This is a genomic window from Burkholderia sp. Se-20378, assembly GCF_017104665.1.
Taxonomy (GTDB): Bacteria; Pseudomonadota; Gammaproteobacteria; order Burkholderiales; family Burkholderiaceae; genus Burkholderia; species Burkholderia lata.
In genome coordinates this window covers 1-22,039 of record NZ_JAAGPG010000017.1, presented here as the reverse complement: position 1 = coordinate 22,039, position 22,039 = coordinate 1, and the positions used below count along the sequence as shown (strand labels likewise).

The 22,039-nt window shown below is 64.9% G+C and carries 17 protein-coding genes; 7 read left to right on the top strand and 10 right to left on the bottom strand.

The features are described 5' to 3' along the window. Nucleotides 1-82 precede the first annotated feature (82 nt). The 9 genes from G3N93_RS04360 to G3N93_RS04320 all read right to left on the bottom strand — a co-directional run bounded on the left by G3N93_RS04360 (nt 83) and on the right by G3N93_RS04320 (nt 13,435). Entirely contained in the window at nt 83-532 is a 450-nt protein-coding gene (locus tag G3N93_RS04360; protein ID WP_206132350.1) for a hypothetical protein, read from the bottom strand. After that, nucleotides 507-4,826, bottom strand: coding sequence for an RHS repeat-associated core domain-containing protein (locus G3N93_RS04355; protein WP_206132349.1), 4,320 nt, complete (start codon nt 4,824-4,826; stop codon nt 507-509). Before G3N93_RS04355 ends, G3N93_RS04360 begins: the two co-directional genes overlap by 26 nt. Next, on the bottom strand, nt 4,823-5,281 hold the full coding sequence (locus G3N93_RS04350; protein ID WP_206132348.1) for a DcrB-related protein: 459 nt from the start codon (nt 5,279-5,281) through the stop codon (nt 4,823-4,825). Before G3N93_RS04350 ends, G3N93_RS04355 begins: the two co-directional genes overlap by 4 nt. Nucleotides 5,282-5,298: 17 nt before the next feature. After that, entirely contained in the window at nt 5,299-7,437 is a 2,139-nt protein-coding gene (locus G3N93_RS04345) for a type VI secretion system Vgr family protein (RefSeq protein WP_174936630.1), read from the bottom strand. 406 nt (nt 7,438-7,843) lie between these two features. Then, a complete protein-coding gene (locus tag G3N93_RS04340; RefSeq protein WP_174937278.1) occupies nt 7,844-8,353 on the bottom strand; it encodes an OmpA family protein in 510 nt (169 codons plus the stop codon). A gap of 85 nt (nt 8,354-8,438) precedes the next feature. Next, nucleotides 8,439-9,707 (bottom strand): diguanylate cyclase domain-containing protein, encoded by a 1,269-nt coding sequence (locus tag G3N93_RS04335; RefSeq protein ID WP_174936627.1) that lies wholly within the window; start codon nt 9,705-9,707, stop codon nt 8,439-8,441. Beyond that, nucleotides 9,704-10,411, bottom strand: coding sequence for a YfiR family protein (locus tag G3N93_RS04330; protein ID WP_174936618.1), 708 nt, complete (start codon nt 10,409-10,411; stop codon nt 9,704-9,706). Before G3N93_RS04330 ends, G3N93_RS04335 begins: the two co-directional genes overlap by 4 nt. 281 nt (nt 10,412-10,692) lie before the next feature. Further along, nucleotides 10,693-12,939, bottom strand: a complete 2,247-nt coding sequence (locus G3N93_RS04325; protein ID WP_206132347.1) for a xanthine dehydrogenase family protein molybdopterin-binding subunit — start codon at nt 12,937-12,939, stop codon at nt 10,693-10,695. A gap of 1 nt (nt 12,940) precedes the next feature. After that, nucleotides 12,941-13,435 (bottom strand): (2Fe-2S)-binding protein, encoded by a 495-nt coding sequence (locus G3N93_RS04320; RefSeq protein ID WP_174936612.1) that lies wholly within the window; start codon nt 13,433-13,435, stop codon nt 12,941-12,943. 129 nt (nt 13,436-13,564) lie between these two features. Between G3N93_RS04320 and G3N93_RS04315 the strand changes: the two genes are divergently transcribed. Beyond that, nucleotides 13,565-14,458, top strand: coding sequence for a LysR substrate-binding domain-containing protein (locus G3N93_RS04315; protein ID WP_174936607.1), 894 nt, complete (start codon nt 13,565-13,567; stop codon nt 14,456-14,458). 9 nt (nt 14,459-14,467) lie between these two features. Here G3N93_RS04315 and G3N93_RS04310 read toward each other — a convergent pair whose 3' ends face one another. Beyond that, complete coding sequence (locus G3N93_RS04310; RefSeq protein WP_174939014.1) at nt 14,468-15,358, bottom strand: LysR substrate-binding domain-containing protein; 891 nt, start codon at nt 15,356-15,358, stop codon at nt 14,468-14,470. 243 nt (nt 15,359-15,601) lie between these two features. Between G3N93_RS04310 and G3N93_RS04305 the strand changes: the two genes are divergently transcribed. The 6 genes from G3N93_RS04305 to G3N93_RS04280 all read left to right on the top strand — a co-directional run. Then, complete coding sequence (locus G3N93_RS04305; RefSeq protein ID WP_206132346.1) at nt 15,602-16,504, top strand: amidohydrolase family protein; 903 nt, start codon at nt 15,602-15,604, stop codon at nt 16,502-16,504. A 36-nt stretch (nt 16,505-16,540) separates the two neighbouring features. Further along, nucleotides 16,541-17,446 (top strand): amidohydrolase family protein, encoded by a 906-nt coding sequence (locus G3N93_RS04300; protein WP_174936598.1) that lies wholly within the window; start codon nt 16,541-16,543, stop codon nt 17,444-17,446. Nucleotides 17,447-17,527: 81 nt separating this feature from the next. Further along, the gene (locus G3N93_RS04295; RefSeq protein WP_206132345.1) at nt 17,528-18,922 is read left to right on the top strand and encodes a UbiD family decarboxylase; all 1,395 of its coding nucleotides are present in this window, start codon (nt 17,528-17,530) and stop codon (nt 18,920-18,922) included. Next, complete coding sequence (locus tag G3N93_RS04290; protein ID WP_206132344.1) at nt 18,919-19,533, top strand: UbiX family flavin prenyltransferase; 615 nt, start codon at nt 18,919-18,921, stop codon at nt 19,531-19,533. Before G3N93_RS04295 ends, G3N93_RS04290 begins: the two co-directional genes overlap by 4 nt. Then, nucleotides 19,530-20,645, top strand: coding sequence for a GTP-binding protein (locus G3N93_RS04285; RefSeq protein ID WP_206132343.1), 1,116 nt, complete (start codon nt 19,530-19,532; stop codon nt 20,643-20,645). Before G3N93_RS04290 ends, G3N93_RS04285 begins: the two co-directional genes overlap by 4 nt. 61 nt (nt 20,646-20,706) lie before the next feature. Then, nucleotides 20,707-22,039 (top strand): nucleobase:cation symporter-2 family protein (locus tag G3N93_RS04280; RefSeq protein WP_206132342.1); only part of this gene is annotated, 1,333 nt, incomplete at its 3' end.

The window sequence follows — 22,039 nt, the reverse complement described above, 5'->3', positions numbered from 1 at the left end:
CCTCTTCAAGGGCACTTAAGAGTTATTCCATCCTGAGTCTTACACCTTTAGCGAGTCACACACGACAAAAAATTAAAACAAATTAAAGGTAATCCCTTTTTTCAGTTTGCACCACTTTTTTCGAAGAATCGAAATCATCCTCGTAACAAACAATATCCCCAAGAAACAAGTGATTTACAAAAAAATTCACCAACTTCACATCAATAAATTCATCAAATGAAATCAACACAGCCGGATACTTATCAAGAAAATCATAACCCTCCTGAAACTTCAATTCAACGGATCGAGAGGCAAAATAAACTTGACGTAGCCCACCGCATTGCGAGCTTCCTTGATCGTTTAGCTCAATTGTAGGTTCATTCAATCTCTCATCGTCTTCAAGATAGACGCAAGTCTGGATCGAAAAATATCCATCTTCCAACTTGAATGTGATCGCATTTGTATCCAATTCATCGAATACGAAATCGATCTCGATCGGATGTATTGTTAGTTTCACCACAGGCTCCTTACCTTGAGCATCCACCTGAACCACTCCCCTTTCTTGCGTTTCTTCGGGCAACGGCCTTCGCACCCTTGTCTGCGTCGGTGAACCATGAACCAGACTGCCCCTTGCCATCAGCCCAATGGTATTCAACCGTTAGATTCTTTGATGCCGCCGCTACGTTCATGTTGCCTCGACATCCTGAACATGGAGGCATGGTTGCATCCGTGAAGACCACCCGATCACCCGATTGAATTCGAGGATCAATAATACCCTTCGACTCCGTATGTGATGCTATTTGCTCTGGCCAAGAAGTTCCTGTCGCACCACCACTTTTCAGCGCTTCCGTGAACCTCGTGGTTCCATCGGGTGCGTAAACAGTCATCGTGGCGTAGTGAGGTGCCCAACCAAATGGGTCAGCCCACATAAGCGGATTCACTGCATAGCGATACAGATTTTCTCCGCCGAACAACCCGATTGGATCATGTGTAATAAATCGCCCGACGTCCGGATCGTAAAATCGGAAAGTGTTGTAGTGCAGGCCGGTCTCTCGATCCAAATACTGTCCTTGGAAGCGCAGGTTTTGTGGCCGTGGTGCGTGAGTCGGCGTTAGTACAGCTGCCTGCGCATCATTCCACGCAGGTGCAGGCCGCTGCGGCACACGTGCAATCCATTCCTCCTGTATTGCGTTGCCCCACACCTTGTAGCGGGCCTGCCATACGAGTTCACCGTCGACATCGGTCAACTCCTCCGGCAACCCTGATACGTCGTTGTGAAAATAGTAGACAGCGTCCCGTGCATCAGCGTCGTTCGCCGCAGGTGCGCTGTGATCGATCCGTGCAAGCGGAACATAGCTATTCGACTCGTACAGGTAGGTGAGCGCCTCTTCGCCACTCCTGTCATGGTATGTCTCCTGCACGAGCCGCATACCATCCCACAGGAAGTCCGTACTGGCGTAGCCACCGTTGAGTTTTCGAATCCGGCGACCAAACGCATCGTATTCAAAATGCGTGGTCGAGACGCCAAGCCGATCTTTTGTTACGACGGTCTTCAAATGGTGCCAGTCGTCATATTCGAGTATCAGCTCTTTGGCCGGTCCGTGACCGCTCAGTTTGCGCGCGAGCCGCCCGTACGCGTCATATTCGAAGCGCTTGTCTTCAAACATTTTCAGTCGATTGTGCTCGACATAGCCACCGGGGTAATCGCTTGACACCAGGTTCGCAGCTGCGTCCCAACGGAACACCTCCGACGGCAGCCCCGGCCCCATCGCCTGCTCGATGCGGCCTGTAGGATCGTAGCGGTAACTGACCGTGCCGTAGCGCTGATCGCGCTTCTGAATCACCTCTCCCACTGCATCGTACTGCCATTGTTTGCTCAACAGCGTGTCAGCGAGGGCACCCCGTTGTGCGGCAACTCTCGCACGGCGTCCGACCGCGTCATACCCGAATTGACTAGTCAGTCTGCCCTGCGTGCGCAGCACTTCTCGATGCAGGTCGTCGCGCTCGATGTCGGCGATCGCCGCACCATCGACACGGATCTGGTGGACGTGGCCTGAACCATAATGCAGCCAATCGATCGTACGCACACCTGAAATCGTGGTACTAACGCGGTTGCCGAGTTCGTCATACGTATGAACGAGCCAGCCAGTCGGCGTGTATTCTTCGAGCACGTCACCGCGCGCGTCGTATTTCAAACTGACTCGATTCTTCAGCGATGGTCCACGCGCCGTGACCGCGTACAGTTCGCCAGATGCGACGCGGCTCGCCTTGTCATACAAGTATTCGCAACGCTCACGCCCAGACGCCTTTGATACCAACCGACCGAGCGCGTCGCGCTCAAAGGTAGTCTGAAGTTTTCCCTCTCGGAGCGCGATGCCCAGTCCGCGAACATCGTACTCGTACGCGCGAACAATACCGTCCAGCCCGATCTCCTCACTCAGCAAATCACGACCGTCGTAACGGAAGCGGTAGGCTTCACGGTTCTCATTGGTCAAGCTCGCCAGTCGAAACGCATCGTCGTACCCGAATCGCACGACCCGATTAGCCGCGTCGGTACGCGAAAGCAGCAGCCCACGCGGATTGAGTTCATACCGTGTACTGCGCTGATTCGCATCAACAACCTCAATAAGACGCCCAGCCACGTCATAAAAGAACGCCTGACGCGCACCATCGGCCGTCCCGATCCCCGTGACCCGACCCATCGCATCCGTTTCGTACACGGTCGACTGCCCGGCCGCATCGGTCACACGTGCCAACGCACCACGTGCGTCATACGCAAACCGCGTGACCTTGCCGGAACAATCGGTATACGACGTCAACTGCGCACGTCCATTCCACCCGAGGAACTTGTACCCACCCCGCGCATCGCGAATCGTGTGCACGAGCCCACGCTCGTCCCGGTGATACTCGGTCGCAAAACCCGCGGGATCGCGCGTCATCGTCAGGTTGCCGAGATCGTCGTAACGGTAAATCCAGCGCGAATTCGCCGGATCGGTTTCCGCTACGGGCAGGTCGTAGTACCCGTTCCACTCGGTCCGCTCGACCTGGCCAAGCGCATCGATACGCTGCGTCTGCCGCCCGCGCTCGTCGTATTCGAAGCGCGTCGTGTTCCCGGCCGGATCGGTCGTGCTGACCAACTGCCGCTTTGCGTTCCACTCCAACTGCCACACGTGGCCTTCGGCATCCGTATGGCTCGTCGGCTGCTGATCCTCGTTCCACGTCCAGCGTGTCACACGACCGATCTGGTCGGTAATCGTCACCGAACGTTGCGCGAGATCTGCATTGAACGTGTACGCTTCGCCGTCGCTGGTCCAGTGGCGCACGACGCGCGCATCGCGACCGACACCTCGCCACTCGTAAAAACACTGCAGGCCGCCACGCAGCGTGTGCTGGACCATCAGCCCATGCTCGTACGCAAAGCGTCGCCCGATATGACCGCTACGATCGGTAACGGCCACCAGTTCGCCGGCGTTGCTGTATGCGTACCGCACCAGCGTGTCGGGTTGTTCTCCGTCGACCCCACGGGTCAATTCGATCGCGGAAATACGTTGCGGATGCAACTTGTCGTAGGACAGTGTCAGCAAGCGACCGGCGCTATCGTGCAACCGCACGGGCCGCGCAACCTCATCGTGCGCTTCTCGCTCCACCTCGATCCAGTTACCGTTGCGATCTTCGAGGCGCCACAGCTTGAGCGTCTCGCCATCCGCATCGGTACGAGCACGGCCGAAATCGCGATACACACCATCAACCGTCTCGACCACATAGTGGCCACCTGCGGTGCAGAGCAGGTAAATGCCTTCCGGCACGCTGAAATGGCTCTCACCCGGCAGCACAGACGGAAACACGATGTCGCGCCCCTGCTCGTCCCAGTACGTGATCGACGCAACCTCGCCATGTTCACGCGCGAGCCGCAATTCGACGCTGATCGGCACGCTCCACCCCGTTCCGAACAAGCTGTCGGCACGATCATCGAGGCTGCTATAGAAACGCTGCCACACGATCGGCAGCGGTCCGGGCAGGACGAAGTCGGTATCGTCCGTGCCATCGAGCACCTTGCTGCCGGTAATGACGTTAACCGGATGCCCCGCCGACGGCCTCGCCAGACTGCCCAGCCAGGTACCGAACGCGCCCGCCGCAAAATTCACTGCAAGACACGGCAGCTTGCTCTTCAGGAAGTCGCCCCAGCTCATCTTCCCGCGGCCGCACACCGCCAGCGCGATACCAAGCGCCGCCCCCAGCCACCCGAGCCGCGTGGCCGACTTCACGTCCCGCACTCGCTGCGTCCCACCGCCGATGAAAACGTTGTCCGAGCCTTCGGCAATCGTCCCGTCGCACGTCGTCTTGTCTCCAACCCGCGCGGCCGGTTGATCGTTGATATAAACGTTCCCCGACCCGTCGGCAATCATCTGCGGCCCGGGATGATCGGTACACGCAACGGTATCGAGATCCCCCGGCTTCGCCGCCCGCGCCGCCGGCTTGTCGTTGACGTAGACGTTCCCCGACCCGCTCGCGATCTTGCCTTTGATCACCGGCGGCACGAGCGAATTGGCTACCGACTTCGCGCCATCGTCGATGGCCTCGTTCATGCCGCTCGCTTCCATCAGCGCGCCCGAGCCGACCGCCACGCCTACGCCGATCGCAATCACGAGCGGCGTCGCCAACCCCGCGGTGCCGATCTCGAGCGCAGCGAGGCCGGCGAAGATCAGCCCCTCCATCGCCTCCGCCACCAACGCACCGACGATGGCGCCGCCGACTACCGATCCGACCGTGCCGACAAGCTCACCCAGGAGTGACGTGTGCTGGATCGGATCTTCGAAGCGAGCGGCCGCGAAGTTCTCCGCGCTCACGACGCGTCACCCGGCCCGAGCAGGGACGGCCGGGCCGCGCGCGGCTGGAAACTGGCGAGCATGCGTTCGGCGATCGCCTGCTGTTCTTCGGTCAGCGGTGCCGCGCTGGTCAACGTCATCACCAGCACGCGGCCGGCGTCATCCGACGGAAACATCGTCTGCACCTGATGCCAGAGCCTGCCGTCGCGCTCGAGCGTGGAATCGATCTGAACGCCCGCACGGGAACCCACCGTTACCGGCCGACGCGCTTTCTCGGTCAGCATCCTGGCATCGCGCGACGCCACGTCCCATTCGCGTGCGACGAACGCGTCGAGATTCTCCCCGTCGCGCAACCGCCCGCGAGCGATCACGAGGTTGAGGCCGCCGGGGCCGGCATTCATCATCAGGATGTTGACGGTGCGGTCGAGCGCCGCGTCCGGCAGTTCGAAGGTGCCTTCGTGGATTGCGTAGTGCATGGCTGGTTTCGTTCGAGTTATTTGTTGAGGTCGATGCGCGTGCCGTTGACCATCACGCCGTCGTCGGTCATCAAGATCACGGAGCCCTTGTGCTCGAGGCGGATGCCTTCCGGCGCGAGCGAGATCGAGCTGTCCATCACCTTCAGCAGGATGCCGCGCTCGGCCATGTGGACCTGCGTGCCGCCGCCACCATCCTTGGCCGGCGTCGTCACCTCGACGGTGGTCGCGGTCGTGCTGCGTTTCTCGGCGATCGTCTCGGTCAGGTTGCCCTGCGGAATCTGCTTCTCCTCGCTGCCCGTCGCCACCAGCACGGTACGCATCGGCCCCAGCACCTTGTGCGTCTCGTTGTTCTCGACGATGGTGTTCATGTCCTTCTGCGCATGCATGAAGAATTCCTGCATGCCGTTCGTGTCGGTCATGCGGATCTCGTTCGACCCCTGCCCCTTGTGCGTCTGGCTCTTGATCCCCATCGTCTGGCCGGCCGCACCGTGGTACGGATTGCCCTGTTCGCCGTTGAACACGCGGCCGACGATCACCGGGTTATCCGGATCGCCCTGGTTGAACGCCACGAGCACTTCCTGCTTGATACGCGGAATCGCGGCCGCGCCCCAGCCGTCGCCCGCCCACGGTTGCGACACGCGCACCCACATCGAATCGGAGCCGTCCTTCTTGCCGCGTCGGTCCCACGGGAAATGCACCTTCACGGCGCTGCCGTTCGTGTAGATTTCCTCGCCCTTCGGCCCGACGACCATCGCCGATTGCGTGCCATGAATCACGGGCTTCGGTGTACCGCGCGGCGCGCGATACGGCACCTTCTTCGGCAGCAGCGCGAAGCTGTTGCGGTACGGCAGCTTCGCGCTGTGTTGCGTGTAGTCGTTCACCGCCTCGTGACGCACCTGCAGGATCACGTATTCCTGGTTGTTCTCGAGCACCGGGTGATTCGCCACGGTGACGGCGCCCGCCGTGGTCATGCGCCACGCGTAGCCGCCGCCGGTAAAGCGATGGGCCTGCGCCTCCTCGGCTTCCATCGCGAAACGCGCGTAGCGGTTGCCGTCGTCGCCGTGGTCGTACAGCGACTGGTGCTCGAACCGCTCGGTCGCGTCGAGCCGCGCATGCTTGAGGTTCTGCGGCCCGGCCTCCACCAGCATCAGCGGCGACGACGGGTTCTGGTGGTTGAAGTCGCGGAACGTGACCTTGCCGACGCCGAAGCGCCGGCCTTCGTGCAGTTGATCGATACCGCTGTCCTCACTCGCCTCGGTGGCCGCGAACGGCACCGTCGCGAGCCCGTCGATCGGGCGGAACAACAGGTTCGAATCGCCGATCACCAGGATGTGCTTGTCCTTCTCGTAGCGGTGCGTCCAGACCAGCCCCTCCTGCTCCATCAGCCGCGCACAGAAGTTGAAGTAGCTCTCCTGGTACATCACGACATATTCGAGCGGCTTCTGGGCCGTCCGGATATCGAACACGAAATCGGAGAAGCCGTGCTCCTGGAAGATCTCGGTGAGGATGTCCTGCGCGGTCTTGTTCTGGAAGATCCGGCAGTCGGTCGAGCGCGTCAGGAACCAGAACCACGGCACCGCCGTCAGGTGATACTGCGTGACGTTGCCGGGATTGCCAGCCCGGTCGAACGACGCGACGTAGCCGTCGAAGTATCGGTCGTTGTCAGCGGCGCCCGATGCGACGACGCGCTCCAGCGTCGACAGGCGAGCCTGCTGGTCGAACCGGATCTTGACCTGCTGGCCGATCAAATCCTCGGGGCGCAGATCGTGTCGATGCGACAGCAGGTCGAGATGGATTTCCGGCAACCGGTTCACGTGCTCGTCGACGACGGCGGCGCTGACCAGCAGCACGTCCGGGCCGAGCGGCGTATCAAGTGTGACGTAACGGTTGAGCTGGGTCAGGCGCGCGGGGTTGGCGGCGCCGTTGATCGCCTCGGCTATCGCGCCGGGCGTCTTGTCCATCAGCGAGAAGCCGGTCTGCGCGAGCTGCATCGCGCGCTGAACGGTATCGACGTGCCCGGCCAGGCCCGCGAGCGGCCCGAGGCTGCCGGCGACACTCGACGCAACCGGGCCGGCGAGACCGCCGAGCGCGCTCAACGAGCCGAACGCACTACCGCCCATTCCTGTGGGGATACCCCCGTTCGGAGCGAAACTCATGCTTGTTCCTTCTTGTGTTCTCAGGTTCCAGGTGCCGGCTGATCGGCCCGAAGCCCCGATAATGTAGGACAAAACCCGGACGCGTGAAAGACACCCGCAAACGTTTCCGTTCAGGCCCCCGATAATACAAAAACAGGCCGGCGGCTGGCCGCCCCGGCGCGGCTGCCCATGCGCGAAGCATCGCGCCAACACGCGCGGAACACGACACAATCTGCATGAAACGTGTGACAGATCCGTACAGGGCGAGGCATCGCCCCTGTCACGATGAAATAGTGCGAACGCTCGGGAGGGAAACGCGCGCCGTCAGGCACGACAGCGCCGCTATGCTCTATCAATCATCGCGTTCGATAGCATGACTGCAGGTGCTTGCAAACGCCTTTCACGTGGCCCAGGGAAACCGCCCCCGTCACCGCGGCGACACCACGATCGCCGCCCGCCGGTTCTGCGCCCGCCCGCCCGGCGTCTTGTTGTCCCCGACCGGATCGCTCTTGCCCTTCCCGACGATCGCGATGCGCTTCGTATCGAGCCCGACGTCGACCAGTTCAAGCGCAACGACCTCCGCCCGCCGTTTGGACAACTCGAGGTCATACTCGTCCACGCCCTCCTGGTCGGAGTAGCCATAGACCCGTACCCCGTTGATCCCCGCCGACCGGAGCGTGCGACCGATCCTTTCGACGATCCTCCGCACATCGGGCTTGAGGTTGTAGCGATCGAAATCGAACAGGATCGGCCCGGTCGAGCCGAACTCGAAACCCTGCTGGGTTTCCTGGAAACCGGCCGACTTGAGCGCCGTGACCTGCGTCTGCGTCAATCCACGATGAAGCGGCGGCGTCTTGCAGCCTCCCAGCAGCATGCACAAAAGCAGCGCGCTGCCGACGCACAAGCGCCCAAAGCCCACCGGAAACGTGTTGTTCATCATTGACCCCTTCGATTGCACCCGCATCGCGAGCGCTTTTTCAACCCACTGCCGCGGCCTCGCCCGCAGCGTGAAACGATGAACCTCAAGCCGCCCCCGCGACCCCTTCCGCCAGTTGCCACGAGCCTGGCCGGGCGCGCTTGGCGCGGTACATCGCGGCATCCGCCGCCCGCAGCAAACCGCTCGCATCCGACGCGTGATCGGGATACAGCGCAACGCCGGCACTCATCATGGTGGCCACCACGCGGCCGTCGGACAGCTCGATCGACGGCGCCATGCCGGACAGGATCTCGTCAGCAATACGACATACGCTACCCGCTTCGCGCACGGCCGGCAGCATCACCGCGAATTCGTCGCCGCCCAGGCGCGCGACCAGGTCGGCCTCGCGCACCTGCGTGCGCAGCCGTGACGCGATGCCGATCAGCACCGCGTCGCCGGCGTCGTGGCCGAGGCAGTCGTTGATTTCCTTGAAACGGTCGCAATCGAGATACAGGATCGCGACCCGCTGCCCCGTGACCCCGGCTTCGCCGAGGGCGAGTGCAAGACGCGATTCGAACTGCACGCGGTTGGGCAGCCCCGTGAGCGCATCGTGCGTCGCCTTGTGTTCGAGCGACGCGTTCTCGTCGCGCAGCGTGTTCTGCCAGTCTTCGAATTCGTCGAGCAGCGCATTGAAGTCGTCGCCGAGCTGGTTGAGCTCGGCAATCGACGCGGGCTCGACGCGCTGCGCGAACGCACGTTCGCGTCGCACCGCGTGGGCGACGCTGGCCAGCGCGCGCAACGGCGAAACGATATTGCGCAACAGGCGCTTCGAGCTGATATACGCGCCGATCACGCTAACGGCCAGGCAACCGAGTATGCCGCCCACGCCGCCAAGCAGGAATCCGAAGAACTGATGGCCGCGGCCGCGCACGACGACGTGGCCGACGACGATGCCGTCATGCACCACCGGCGCGGTCACGGGCCCCGGCAGCGCGAGGTCGGCGACGACGCGTTCGAGCCGCGCGATCCCGCTGCCGGCGGGCAACTGCCACGTCGCGAACGGCTGGTCCTTGCTATCCGTCACCACCACCTGTGCGACGTCCTCGTCGCTGGCGATCAGCCCGATCGCCTCGGCCGCCGCGACGCGGTCGCCAAATACGAGCGCGGCCTCGACCGTATAACCGAGCGAGCGGGCCAGCAGGTTCAGGTTGTTGCCGGCATACGCACGCAATGCGATCACGGCCACCACGATCAACGACACGGCGGCCATCGCGACGGCGACGAACGCGAGGCGCAGGTGCGCGCGGCGCAGCACGCTTTGCAGCGTCGGGCGCGGCACGCGCCGCAGCGAAACGGGCGGGGCGGGCCGTGTCATGGCGCCCCCGGCCGCCGCGCGAGATTGAGCACGTTCGGATGCACGCGCACGCCGCTGCGTGCGACTGCGTCGAGATTGATGTCGAACGACACGCGTTCGCCGTCGACGTTGAGACAGAACATGCCGCCCGCGGTGCAGGATGGATCGTGTTCCGAAATCGTCAGCACCGGATGGCCGGCCACCGCAGCTCTCACGCGCGCTCTCTCATCTGCGCCCAGGTTGCCGAGATAGACGATGTCGCAGGCGATGCCGAGCGCGGGATCGTCGAAGCGCACACGCTGCACGTCGAGCAGTGTCGAGCCGGCCTGCAGCGTGTCGGTCAGGCCGCGCGCATAGTCGGGTCGGCCCGTGACGCACAGATGCAGGCGAACGGGTGTCGTCGGCCAGCGGGTGAAACTGACGATGCCCAGCACGACCTGGCGCACGGCCGTGTCGTGTGACGCAACAGCGGGATCGGCGGGATCGGCAGGGTTCGCGGCGGCAACCATGCGCACCATGTCGGCCGGATCGACAGCCTCGGCGGCAGCCCCGGCCAGCACGGCCTGCGCGGCCCCCAGAACGCAAACGATTGCGGCCAGCGCGTGGCGCAGCGGAGCGGTTCGACCAGGACGGCCGGGCACCGTTCGCGCGGCGATTGCCGCCGCGTCCGCTGGCGTCGCTGCAGTCGCGAGACTGGCAGCCGACGCGCACACTTTCGCATCCATGATGGCAACATCCGCTGGCGTCGCTCCGGCGCTGCCTCCCGCCTCCCTCCATGCGCGTGCAGGCACCGAATTACGCGCATGATGGCTTCATCTTAGGTAAAAATTCGCATCACCAACCAGTGGGAAACACCCGCGAGAAGCAGGGGAAAGTCTGCGGAATCGGCGTTTGCGCACGACGCCGCCGGCGAACGCGTTCGCCGACGTCGATCCGGTTGCGACGTCGGCAAATTGATCAGTGGATTGGCGGCCGATGCAGGTCAAACTTCATACGTTCCGTCACGCTACGCGACCGCCGACAAATCGAAAGGCGTCTCCCGCAACCGCTTCCCCGTCAGCCGGAACACCGCGTTCGCGATCGCCGGCGTCACCGCCGGGCTCGACAGCTCACCGACGCCGCCCGGCTTCGCCGGATCGCCCTGCACGATATGAATGTCGGTCTCGGGCATGTCGTTCATCCGCATCACGCGATACGTATCGAAGTTCGACTGTTGCACACGGCCGTGCCGGAAATCGATGCGATCGGACGTCGCATGGCCGAGCCCCCACATCAGGCCGCCGTACAGTTGCTCGTCGACGCCGGCCGGCGACACCGCGATTCCGCAATCAGCGACGCACGTCAGCTTCTCCACGCGCACCGCGCCGTCCTTGCGCACGACACGCGCGACCACCGCGACATAGCTGTCGTACGCCTGGTTCGTCGCGATGCCGAGTGCGACACCGTCCGGCAGCGGCTGCCCCCACCCCGCCCGTTGCGCCGCTTCACGCAGCACGGCCGCATGGCGCGGCCGGTCGCGCATGTGCGCGAGCCGGAACTCGACCGGGTCACGCCGTGCCGCATGCGCGGCCTCGTCCATCACCGATTCGACTGCGAACACGTTCGGGATGTAGCTCACCGCGCGAAACCAGCCGGTCGGCACGCCCGTCTCCAGCCGGATCCAGCCGATGTCGCGATGCGGCGCCGCATACGCGAACTCCCATTTCGTGAGCGCCTCGGTCGTGCTGAAATCCATCCGGTCGGTGCGCTCCAGATAGCCGGGCTCCCACTGTTGCGGCGATGCGGGCATCACACCGCGCAGCCACAGCGATGCCAGATTGCCCTGCGCATCGAGCACGGCGCGCGCGCGGTGGTAACTTGCCGCGTGATAGAACAGCGCACGCATCTCGTCCTCGCGGCTGTTCATCAGCTTCACCGGCTTGCCGGTCTTCACCGCGAGCCAGGTCGCCTCGAACAGCCAGTACTTCGATTCGCGTGCGCCGAAGCTGCCGCCCGACACCAGCTCGTGCAGCGTCACGCGATGCGAAGGAATGCCGCCGATCACTTCGGCCGCTTCCATCGCGGTGGACGGCACCTGCAGCCCGCCCCAGTATTCGATGCCGCCGTTGCGCGCCCACACGGTAAGGTTGATCGGCTCCAGCGGATTCGCGGCCTTGTGCGGCATCGCATACGACGCCTCGATCGTGCGCGCGCCGGCCGTATGGGCCTTCGCCGGATCGCCGTCGGCAATCGTCGGCACGACGCGCGCGGCCGGATCGTCGACCCACGCGGCCTGGCGCGCAGCGAGCGTGCTGCTGTCGAACGTCTCGAACAGGCTGTCCTCCCATTCGATCGTCAGCGCGGCCTGCCCTTTATGTGCTGACCAGTAGTCGTCCGCGAGCACCGCGACGCCGGCCTGGTTGCCGCCGAGCACATCGGGGCGCGGCGGAATCTGCAGCACGTCGCGCACGCCGGGAATCGCGAGCGCCGCCTTCGCATCGACGCTGCGCACGCGGCCGTCGATCACCGGCGCGCGCGTGACGACCGCGACCAGCATCCCCGGCAGCGACACGTCGATGCTGTACGGAAACGAACCGTCGGCCTTCTGCGCGGCGCCGCGCTTCTTGCGCAGCTTGCCGATGTAGCGGAACTGCGCGGGATCTTTCAGCACGACCTGTTTCGGCGCCGGCAACTGCGCGGCCGCCGATGCAAGCGAGCCGTACGTCGCCCGGCGGCCGCTCGCCGCATGCAGCACGGCGCCGTCTGCCGTCGTACACGCAGCGACGGGCACACCCCATTGATGCGCCGCCGCCTCGACGAGCATCGCACGCGCGGTTGCGCCCGCACGACGCAGCCGGTCGTACTCCATCGCGACGCTCGTGCTGCCGCCGGTCGAGAACACCTTCCACAGCGGGTGGATGTAATCGGCGAAGAACGGATCTTCCGGCGTGATCACGTCGACCCGGAACGGATCGACGTCGAGCTCCTCGGCCACCACCGCCGCGAGCGCGGTGCGCGTGCCGGTGCCCGAATCGTGCTTGTGCACGACGAGCTTGATCGTGTCGTCGGGCAGCACGCGCACCCAGGCGTTCGGTTCGAATTCGCCGGCGGACGGATGGGGATCGCCACTTGCGCTTTTGCCAGCAGCCGCCGCGTCGGGCATCCGGAAGCCGATCGCGATGCCTGCGGCAAGCAGCGCCGAACCATGCTTGAGGAAGCGCCGGCGCGGCGTGCCGTCGTCGCGCGGTGCATCCGGTGCGTGATCGTCGCGCATGTCACGCCTCCTTCGCGGGTTCGGCCGCGGCGTTCAACGCCGGATCGCCGGACGCCGCGCGCTTGATCGCGCGATGAATGCGCGCATACGTCCCGCAGCGGCAGACGTTGCCCGACATCGCCTGCACGATCGCGTCGTCGTCCACCGGCTGCCCGCCCTTCAACAGCGCGGCTGCCTGCATCAGTTGCCCCGGCTGGCAATAGCCGCATTGCGGCACGTCCTCGGCCACCCACGCGAGCTGCAGCGGATGCCGCCCGTCCGGCGACAGCCCCTCGATCGTCGTCACGTGCCGTCCGTGCGCGGCGACGGCCGGAATCAGGCATGCGCGTACGGCCTGCCCTTCGAGATGCACGGTGCACGCGCCGCACAGGCCCTTGCCACAGCCGAACTTCGTGCCGGTGAGCTTGAGCCGGTCGCGCAGCACCCACAGCAACGGCATATCCTCCGGTACATTCTCGAGCGAATGGCGTGTATCGTTCACGACGATGTCGATCATGCGCTGCCTCCTGATTCGCATTCGTGATGTCGGCCCGCGTCCGTCGCGCGGTTCCGGAGCATTATCGAAACGCGATGCACGGGTACGCCAGCGATCATTTCGTCGATTCCCTGTCAGTCGGACTAACAGATGCTCAAGCGATACCCTTCGATCCAGTCGATGCAGGCGTTTCTGCAGGCCGCGCGGGTCGGCAGTTTTTCCAGCGCGGCCCGCCAGCTGGCGCTCACGCACAGCGCGATCAGCCAGCAGATTCGCTCGCTCGAGGAATTCATCGGCCAGCCGCTGTTCGCCCGCGCCGGCGGCCGCGTGATGCTGACCGATGCCGGCACGCTGTTCGCGAACCAGTTGTCGGACGGGCTCGAACAGATCGATCGTGCGCTGTCGTCGGTAAAGGGGCGCACGACCGGGCCGTCGCTGCGGCTCGACGTCGATCCGGAGCTGATGCAGGGCTGGCTGCCCGCGCGACTGCCGGCACTGATGCACACGCTCGACGGCACGACGCTGACGGTACTGTCCGCGCCGCGCCACGACCGCGATGCATTCGATCGCGTCGATGTTGCGCTGCGCTACGGCTACGGGGAATGGGAAGGCGTGGACAGCGCGCTGGTCTGCCCCGACCGGCTGACCGCGATGGCCGCGCCCGCGCTGCTCGAACGTTACGGGCTGACCGCGCCGCTCACGCCCGAACAGGTGCTCGAACTGCCGCTGCTCGGCTACACGAAGCGGTCGTGGATTCCGTGGCTCGAAGCGGCCGGGCTCGAACCCGTCGAACCGGAAACGATCGCCGTGTTCGACAACGCGGCGGGGCTCGTCGCGACGCTCGCGTCAGGGCTCGGTGCCGGGCTGGTGCGCGGGCTGCTCGCCGCCGATGCGCGCCGCGACGGGCGGCTCGTCGAACTCTGCACGATCGCGATTCCGACCCACTACAACCTGCATGCGATCTGGCCGCGCGAGCGCCATGCGCGCGTGAAGCCGCTGATCGATGCGATCGGCGCGCTCGTCGCGCAATCGCTCGGGCACTGATACGCGCCGCTACGCGTTGAACTCCGCCGCGACCTCGCGCACGGTGTCGAGGAACGCGCCGAGCACCGCGGACGTATCGTCCGCGCGGTAACGCGCCTGCAGCGATACCTCAAGCTCCGGCGGCAGCAGCGGCACGAACGCGACGCCGCCCGTCGAGATCTGCCGCGACGACGCGGGCAGCAGCGCGACGCCCAGCCCTTCGCGCACCAGCGACAGCAGCGTGTGCACTTCGACGACCTCGTGTGCGATCTGCGGCGTGAAGCGCGCGTCGACGCAGCTCTGCTGCAGGAAGCGCGCCAGTTGCGAGTGCCGCAAGCCGAATGACACGAACTGTTCGCCGGCCAGCTCGGCGAGCGCGATCGCGTCGCGCGACGCGAGCGGATGGCCGGACGGCAGCACGGCCACGGCCGTTTCGCGCACAACGATCTCGCTGCGGATCGACGGATCGTCCTGGAACAGCCGGAAGAAGCACACGTCGAGCCGCTTCTCCTTCAGCGCGTCGATCTGCGCGGCCGGCGTCATCTCGTGCAGCGACCAGTGCACGTGCGGATGGCGCTCGGCGAACACGCGCAACGCACGTGGAATCGGCACGACCATCGCCGAGCTGATGATGCCGACCGCGAGCCGCCCCACTTCCCCGCGCCCCGCGCAACGCGTGAGATCGATCGCGCGATCGAACTGCGCGACGATCAGCGGCACCTGCTCCTTCAGTGTTTTCCCTGCCTCGGTCAATTCGACGCGATGCTGCGAGCGCACGAACAGCGCGGTGCCGAGCTGCTCTTCGAGCAGCCTGATCTGCTGGCTCAACGGCGGCTGCGAGATATGGAGCCGCGCGGCCGCGCGCCCGAAATGCAGTTCGTCGGCAAGCACCGCGAAGTAACGCAACACACGCATGTCCATATCGCAAACGTATCAAGAGCGTCAGTAAAAAATATTGTACAGAGCACATTCGGCTGGTGACACTCGATCCCAAGCAGCAGTGCACGTCGCAGTGTGTCACTCGATGCCGGCGAGGGGAAGGCGCAAAAAAATAATGCGCCTTGCAAAGGGCCGCATGAATCCGACCGACAGGTCGCTTCATCGACGTGCCTGCCCGCGATACGGCAACCGGCTTTTCCGGTTCCTCTCAAGGAGATCGAGTAGATGATCATCGACACCAGCTGTTACCCGACGAATCTCGTCGACCTCGCATGGCGTCACGACGGCCCGCCGTTCACCGGCGAGCGCCTGATCGAGACGATGAAGGGCCCCTTCCTCATCAACGGCAAGCCGCGCCGCGTCGACAAGGCATTCATCCAGCCGCCGCAAGGCAACACCATTTATACGTATACCGACGGCGAGAAGTCGGGCGCCGAATCGATCGACGCGTACATGGCGTACACGGTCGAGATGGTGCGCAAGCACCCCGACCGCTTCATCGGCTGCTTCGTCTACAACCCGCGCTGCGGCGTGGAGAACGGCGTGAACGCGATCGATCACTACGTGCGCAAGCTCGGCTTCAAGATGGTGCAGTTCCAGGCCAACATGCATGCGTACCGGCCCGACCGCGCGCTCGACTGGCTGCGCCCCGCGCTGAAGAAGTGCGCGGAGCTCGGCGTGCTCGTGAAGCTGCACACCGGCGACGGCCCGTACAGCATCCCGACCGAGTGGGTGCCGATGATCAAGGAATTCCCGACGGTCAATTTCATCATGGCGCACTTCGGTGTGCAGACCGGCGGCGTCTACTGTTTCGAGCCGTTCCAGCTCGCGATGGACCTGCCGAACGTGTATTGCGAATCGGGCTGGTGCCTGCAGTCGCGGATCGTCGAATTCGCGAAGGTGCTGCCGAAGCACAAGATCCTGTTCGGCTCCGACACGCCGCCGAACGAACCGGGAATGTGGCTGCGACTGCTCGAAGTGCTCTGCTTCGATCCGCCGCAAGGGATGAATCTCGACGAGGACACGCTCGAGGATTACCTCGGCAACAACACGGCCCGGATGATCGGTCTCGAACCGACGCCCGCGCCGCGCACTGTCGACGAAGCGAAAGCGCTGCTCGCCGCCTGACGCCCGCGCCCCTCTCTCCCGATTCCGGAGCATTGCATGATCATCGATACGCACCTGCACCCGACCAACCTCGTCGACGAGGCCTGGCGTCACACCGGCGAACCGTTCACCGGCGAACGCCTGCTCAAGATGATGGACGGCCCGTACATCATCAACGGCAAGCCGCGCCGCATCGACATGGGCTTCATCCAGCCGCCGCCCGGCAACACCGGCTATCGCGACGGCAACCGCCGCGGCCGCGAAGGCATTCGCGACTACATGGCGTACATCGCCGAACTCACGCAGAAGTACCCCGACCGCTTCATCGGCAACTTCACGTACAACCCGCGCTGGGGCCCGGAGAACGGCGCGGCGGAGCTCGAATTCCACATCAAGGAGTACGGCTTCAAGATGGTGAAGCTGCACGCGAACATGCACGGCTACCGGCCCGATCGCGCACTCGACTGGCTGCGCCCGGCGATGAAGGTCTGTGCGAAGTACAACATCGTCGTGCTGATCCACACCGGCGACGGCCCGTACACGATCCCGACGCAGTTCTATCCGATCATCCGCGAGTTTCCGATGGTGAACTTCATCATCGGTCACTTCGGCATCCAGACGGGTGGCAACTACTCGTTCGAAGCATTCTGGATGGCGATGGATACGCCGAACGTGTACTGCGAATCGGGCTGGTGCTACCAGTCGCGGATCGTCGAGTTCGCCCGCGAGCTGCCGCGCAACAAGATCGTGTTCGGCACCGATTCGCCGCCGAACGAACCCGGCATGTGGCTGCGCGAGCTGGAGATGCTGTGCGGGCCCGCGCCGCAGGGGATGGATCTCGACGAGGACGGCCTCGAGGACTACATGGGCAACAACATCGCCCGCCTCGTCGGCATCGAGCCGACCAGGCCTCCGAAGGATCTCGACGAAGCGCAGAAGCGCCTCACGTCGACCTACCTGTAACGCGCCGGCAGCCGGATCGCGTGCCGCCTTGAACACGCGCGCGATCCGGCTTTTCCCCTTCCGTATCCGACGGAGTGCATCATGGCGTCCAGCCTTTTCGCCGAGCAGCAGGATTTCCATCACTTCGCGAACGCGTATCGCGAACGCTTTCCGGACGACGTGCTGACGCTCGCGCAGCCGCTGTCCGCCGACCAGGACGTCACGGCCGTCGTCGCGTCGCTCGCCGCACGCGGGCGGCACGAGATGCTCGTCTGCGAGCGCGTCGACGGTCTTTCGACACCGCTCGTCACCAACGTGTTTGCGTCCCGCACGCGCATCGGCCGGCTGTTCTGCGTCGATGCGAACGGCCTGTTCGACGCGTGGCAGCAGCGCGCGAACGCGCCCGTCGCGCCGGTCGTCGTGCCGCACGGCCCCGTGCTCGATCAGGTGACCGAAGGCGACGCGGTCGATCTCGCACAACTGCCGATGATCCGCCACTTCGAAACCGATCGCGGGCCCTACGTGACCAACGCGGTGATCGTTGCCGAAGATCCGGTGACGGGCGTCGCGAACCTCAGCTACCACCGCTCGATGCCGCATGCGCGCAATGCGCTGGCGACGAGCCTTCATTCGCGCGGCCATCTGTGGCGGATGCTGCAGACCGCGAAGGCGCGCGGCGACACGCTGAAAGTCGCGATGGTGATCGGCGCGCATCCGCTGTTCATGCTCGCGGCCGCCGCACGCGTGCCGTTCGGCGCGGACGAGCGCGCCATCGCCGGCGGGCTGTTCGGCGCACCGCTGCAACTCGTGCGCACGCCGCATCACGGCATCGGCGTGCCAGCCGCCGCCGAGTTCGTGCTCGAAGGCACGATCGATCCCGACGCGCATGCCGAAGAAGGCCCGTTCGGCGAATTCACCGGCTACTCGTCGGACCGCTCGACCAACAACGTGCTGCGCATCGACGCGATGATGCGGCGCAAGGACGCGTGGCTCGTCGACGTGGTCGGCGGCCCGTACGCGGAACACCTGACGCTTGCGCGGCTGCCGCGTGAAGCCGAGATGAGCGAAAAGCTGAAGGCGCGCTTTCCTTCCGTCACCGCCATTCACTATCCGAATTCCGGCACGCACTTCCACTGCTACGTCGCGCTGAAGCAGTCGCGCGACGGCGAAGCGCGCCAGATCATGCTCGCGCTGCTCGGCTGGGACCCGTACCTGAAGAACGTCGTCGCGGTCGACAGCGACGTCGACATCACCGACGACGCGCAGGTGCTGTGGGCGATCGCGACGCACTTCCAGCCGCACCGCGACCTGTTCGTCGTCGACGGCCTGCCTGGCAGCCCGCTCGATCCGTCGTCATCGGCCGACGGCACGACGTCGCGGATGGGGATCGACGCGACGCGCGGCTCGCGCTTCGACGGCGTGCGCGCACGTGTCGGCGACGCCGCGATGCAGCGCGCCGCGCAAGTGATCGCGCAACTCGGCGGAGCGTCGCGATGAGCGCGCGGCGGCTCGTGGTCGGCATCAGCGGTGCGTCCGGCTTCGTGTACGGGATGCGGCTGCTCGCGTTGCTGCGCGAACTCGACATCGAGACGCACGTGGTCGTGTCGCGCGCCGCCGCGCTGACGATGGCGCACGAGACCGACTTCCGGCTGTCGGACATCACCGCGCTCGCGAGCGTGCTGTACCGCATCGACGACATCGCAGCGCCGATCTCGAGCGGATCGTTCCGCACGCTCGGGATGATCGTCGCGCCGTGCTCGATGAAAACGCTCGCCGAGATCGCGAGCGGTCTTTCATCCAGCCTGATCTCGCGTGCGGCCGACGTCGTGCTGAAGGAGCGCCGCCGGCTCGTGCTGCTCGCACGCGAGACGCCGTACACGCTCACGCATCTGCGCAACATGGCCACCGTCACGGAAATGGGCGCGATCGTCGCGCCGCCCGTGCCGGCGTTCTATGCGCGCCCTGCTTCGCTCGACCAGATGATCGACCACACGCTCGGCCGCGTGCTCGACCTGTTCGACCTCGATTCCCGCACCGTCCATCGCTGGAAGGACAGCGAATCCCCGCACAACCCGCAGCCCAACCGACTCAACGGAGACGCATCATGACCCACATCCACACCACCCACAGCGACGTCGAAAAGATTCCGGTCACCGTGCTCACGGGCTTTCTCGGGGCGGGCAAGACGACACTGCTGAACTACATCCTGCGCGAGAAGCACGGCCGCAAGATCGCGGTGATCGAAAACGAGTTCGGTGAAATCGGCATCGACGGCGGCCTCGTGCTCGAATCGACCGAGGAAATCTACGAGATGACCAACGGCTGCGTGTGCTGCGTCGGCGCGGTGCGCGAGGATCTCGTGCGGATCGTGCGAATGCTCGTCGCGCGCCCCGACCGGCTCGATCACATCATCGTCGAGACGAGCGGCCTCGCCGATCCGTATCCGGTCGCGCAGACCTTCTTCCTCGACGATCCGATCGCGAAGGAAGTCGCGCTCGACGCGGTCGTCACGATGGTCGATGCAAAGCATATCCGCGCGCATCTCGACGATCTGGTGCTCGACGGCCGCGACAACCAGGCCGTCGACCAGATCGTCTGCGCGGACCGGATCGTGATCAACAAGGTCGACCTCGTCGACACGCCCCACGTCGATTCGCTGACCGCGCGGCTGCGCGAGCTGAACACGACGGCCGAGATCGTCACGTCGAGCTACGCGCAGGTCGACCTCGACCGCATCCTCGGGATCGGCGCGAACGAATTCGCGCAGATCCTCGTCGAGAGCGACGGGCTGCAGGCCGATGCGCCGCATGCGGACGAACATGCGCACGGGCATGAACATGAGCACGAGCACGATGGCCACGCTCACGAAGCCCACGCACACGACGACGATCACGACCACCACGAACACGACGAAAGCGTGTCGTCGGTCGGCATCGAAGTCGATGCGGATGTCGATCTCGACGCGCTCGAAGCGTGGCTCGGCGAGCTGCGTCGTGCCGATACCGCGAACCTGTTCCGGATGAAAGGCATCCTCGCCGTGCAAGGCCGTGCGCAGCGCTACGTGCTGCAGGGCGTACACGGCGTGATCGAACTGCGCGCCGCCCAGGCGTGGGGATGCGAGCCGCGCTCGTCGCGCATCGTTTTCATCGGCCGCGATCTCGATCGCGCCGCGCTGACCGACCGTTTCCATGCCTGTCTCGCCGCGGCGGTCGCGGCCTGACGGGCACGCCAGGCGGGCGCATCGCGCGTCCGCCCGATAACGAACCTCAGAGGACACGCACATGAACGCTGCTTCACATCCCGTCGATCGGGTCCTGCCGCGCCGCCAGATGCTGACGCTCGGCCTGCAACACATGCTCGTCGCCTATATCGGCGCGATCGCGGTGCCGCTGATCGTCGCGTCGGCGTTGAAGATGTCGCCCGCGGACACGACCGTGCTGATCAGCACCGCGCTGTTCTGTTCCGGCATCTCGACGATCCTGCAAACGGTGGGCGTCTGGAAGCTCGGCGTGCGCCTGCCGATCCTGCAGGGCGTCGCATTCAGCAGCGTCGGCCCCGTGATCGCGATCGGCCTGACGCCGGGCGTGGGGTTCGCGGGCGTGTGCGGCGCGGTGATCGGCGCGGGCATCATCACGACCTTCGCCGCGCCGCTGGTCGGCCGGCTGCGCCGCCTGTTCCCGCCGGTCGTGACCGGCTGCATCGTCACCGTGATCGGGCTGCAGCTGTTTCCGGTCGCGTACCAGTGGGCCGGCGGCGGCGACGCGGCGAAGCTGCAGTTCGGCGAGCTGTCGTTTCTCGCGGTCGCGCTCGTCGTCGCGGTCGTGATCCTCGCGGTCAACCGCTTCGCGAACGCGTTCCTGCGCAACCTGTCGGTGCTGATCGGGCTCGTCGCGGGCAGCCTGCTTGCGATCGCGCTCGGGATGGGCAATTTCACGAACGTCGCGGCCGCGCCGTGGTTCACCGTGCCCTACCCGTTCCACTTCGGCACGCCGGTGTTCGCGATCGTGCCGGTGCTGACGATGGTCGTCGTGATGATCGTGCAGATGGTCGAGTCGATGGGCCTGTTCGTCGCGATCGGCGACATCGTCGAGAAGCAGGTGAGCGAGGAGGACGTCGTGCGCGGGCTGCGGGCGAACGGCGTCGCGAGCGCGATCGCCGGCACGTTCGCCGCGTTTCCGTTCATCGCGTTCATGGAGAACGTCGGGCTCGTGATCCTGACCGGCGTGCGCAGCCGCTGGATCGTCGCGGTCAGCGGCGTGCTGATGTGCGTCGTCGCGCTGGTGCCGAAGATCGGCGCGATCGTCGCGTCGACGCCGTCGGCCGCGCTCGGCGGTGCGGGTATCGCGATGTTCGGCGTGGTCGTCGCGGCCGGCGTGCAGACGCTGGCGAAAGTCGACTTCGAAGGCAACCGCTACAACGTGCTGATCGTCGGCTTCACGATCGCGACCGCGCTGATTCCGGTGATGGCGCCGAAGGTGTTCGCGCACATGCCCGACTGGACGCAACCGTTCCTGCACAGCGGTGTCGTGCTCGCGTGCCTCGTATCGGTCCTGCTCAATGCCTTGCTCAACGGCGTGCCGGCGGCGGCGCCCGTCGAATCGCACGCGCATGCCA

Bases quoted from the DNA above. Each gene is read 5' to 3' on its own strand.
- G3N93_RS04350 (WP_206132348.1), bottom strand. From the start codon at position 5,281: ATGCACTACGCAATCCACGAAGGCACCTTCGAACTGCCGGACGCGGCG.
- G3N93_RS04345 (WP_174936630.1), bottom strand. From the start codon at position 7,437: ATGAGTTTCGCTCCGAACGGGGGTATCCCCACAGGAATGGGCGGTAGT.
- G3N93_RS04340 (WP_174937278.1), bottom strand. From the start codon at position 8,353: ATGAACAACACGTTTCCGGTGGGCTTTGGGCGCTTGTGCGTCGGCAGC.
- G3N93_RS04335 (WP_174936627.1), bottom strand. From the start codon at position 9,707: ATGACACGGCCCGCCCCGCCCGTTTCGCTGCGGCGCGTGCCGCGCCCG.
- G3N93_RS04330 (WP_174936618.1), bottom strand. From the start codon at position 10,411: ATGGATGCGAAAGTGTGCGCGTCGGCTGCCAGTCTCGCGACTGCAGCG.
- G3N93_RS04325 (WP_206132347.1), bottom strand. From the start codon at position 12,939: ATGCGCGACGATCACGCACCGGATGCACCGCGCGACGACGGCACGCCG.
- G3N93_RS04320 (WP_174936612.1), bottom strand. From the start codon at position 13,435: ATGATCGACATCGTCGTGAACGATACACGCCATTCGCTCGAGAATGTA.
- G3N93_RS04315 (WP_174936607.1), top strand. From the start codon at position 13,565: ATGCTCAAGCGATACCCTTCGATCCAGTCGATGCAGGCGTTTCTGCAG.
- G3N93_RS04310 (WP_174939014.1), bottom strand. From the start codon at position 15,358: ATGGACATGCGTGTGTTGCGTTACTTCGCGGTGCTTGCCGACGAACTG.
- G3N93_RS04305 (WP_206132346.1), top strand. From the start codon at position 15,602: ATGATCATCGACACCAGCTGTTACCCGACGAATCTCGTCGACCTCGCA.
- G3N93_RS04300 (WP_174936598.1), top strand. From the start codon at position 16,541: ATGATCATCGATACGCACCTGCACCCGACCAACCTCGTCGACGAGGCC.
- G3N93_RS04295 (WP_206132345.1), top strand. From the start codon at position 17,528: ATGGCGTCCAGCCTTTTCGCCGAGCAGCAGGATTTCCATCACTTCGCG.
- G3N93_RS04290 (WP_206132344.1), top strand. From the start codon at position 18,919: ATGAGCGCGCGGCGGCTCGTGGTCGGCATCAGCGGTGCGTCCGGCTTC.
- G3N93_RS04285 (WP_206132343.1), top strand. From the start codon at position 19,530: ATGACCCACATCCACACCACCCACAGCGACGTCGAAAAGATTCCGGTC.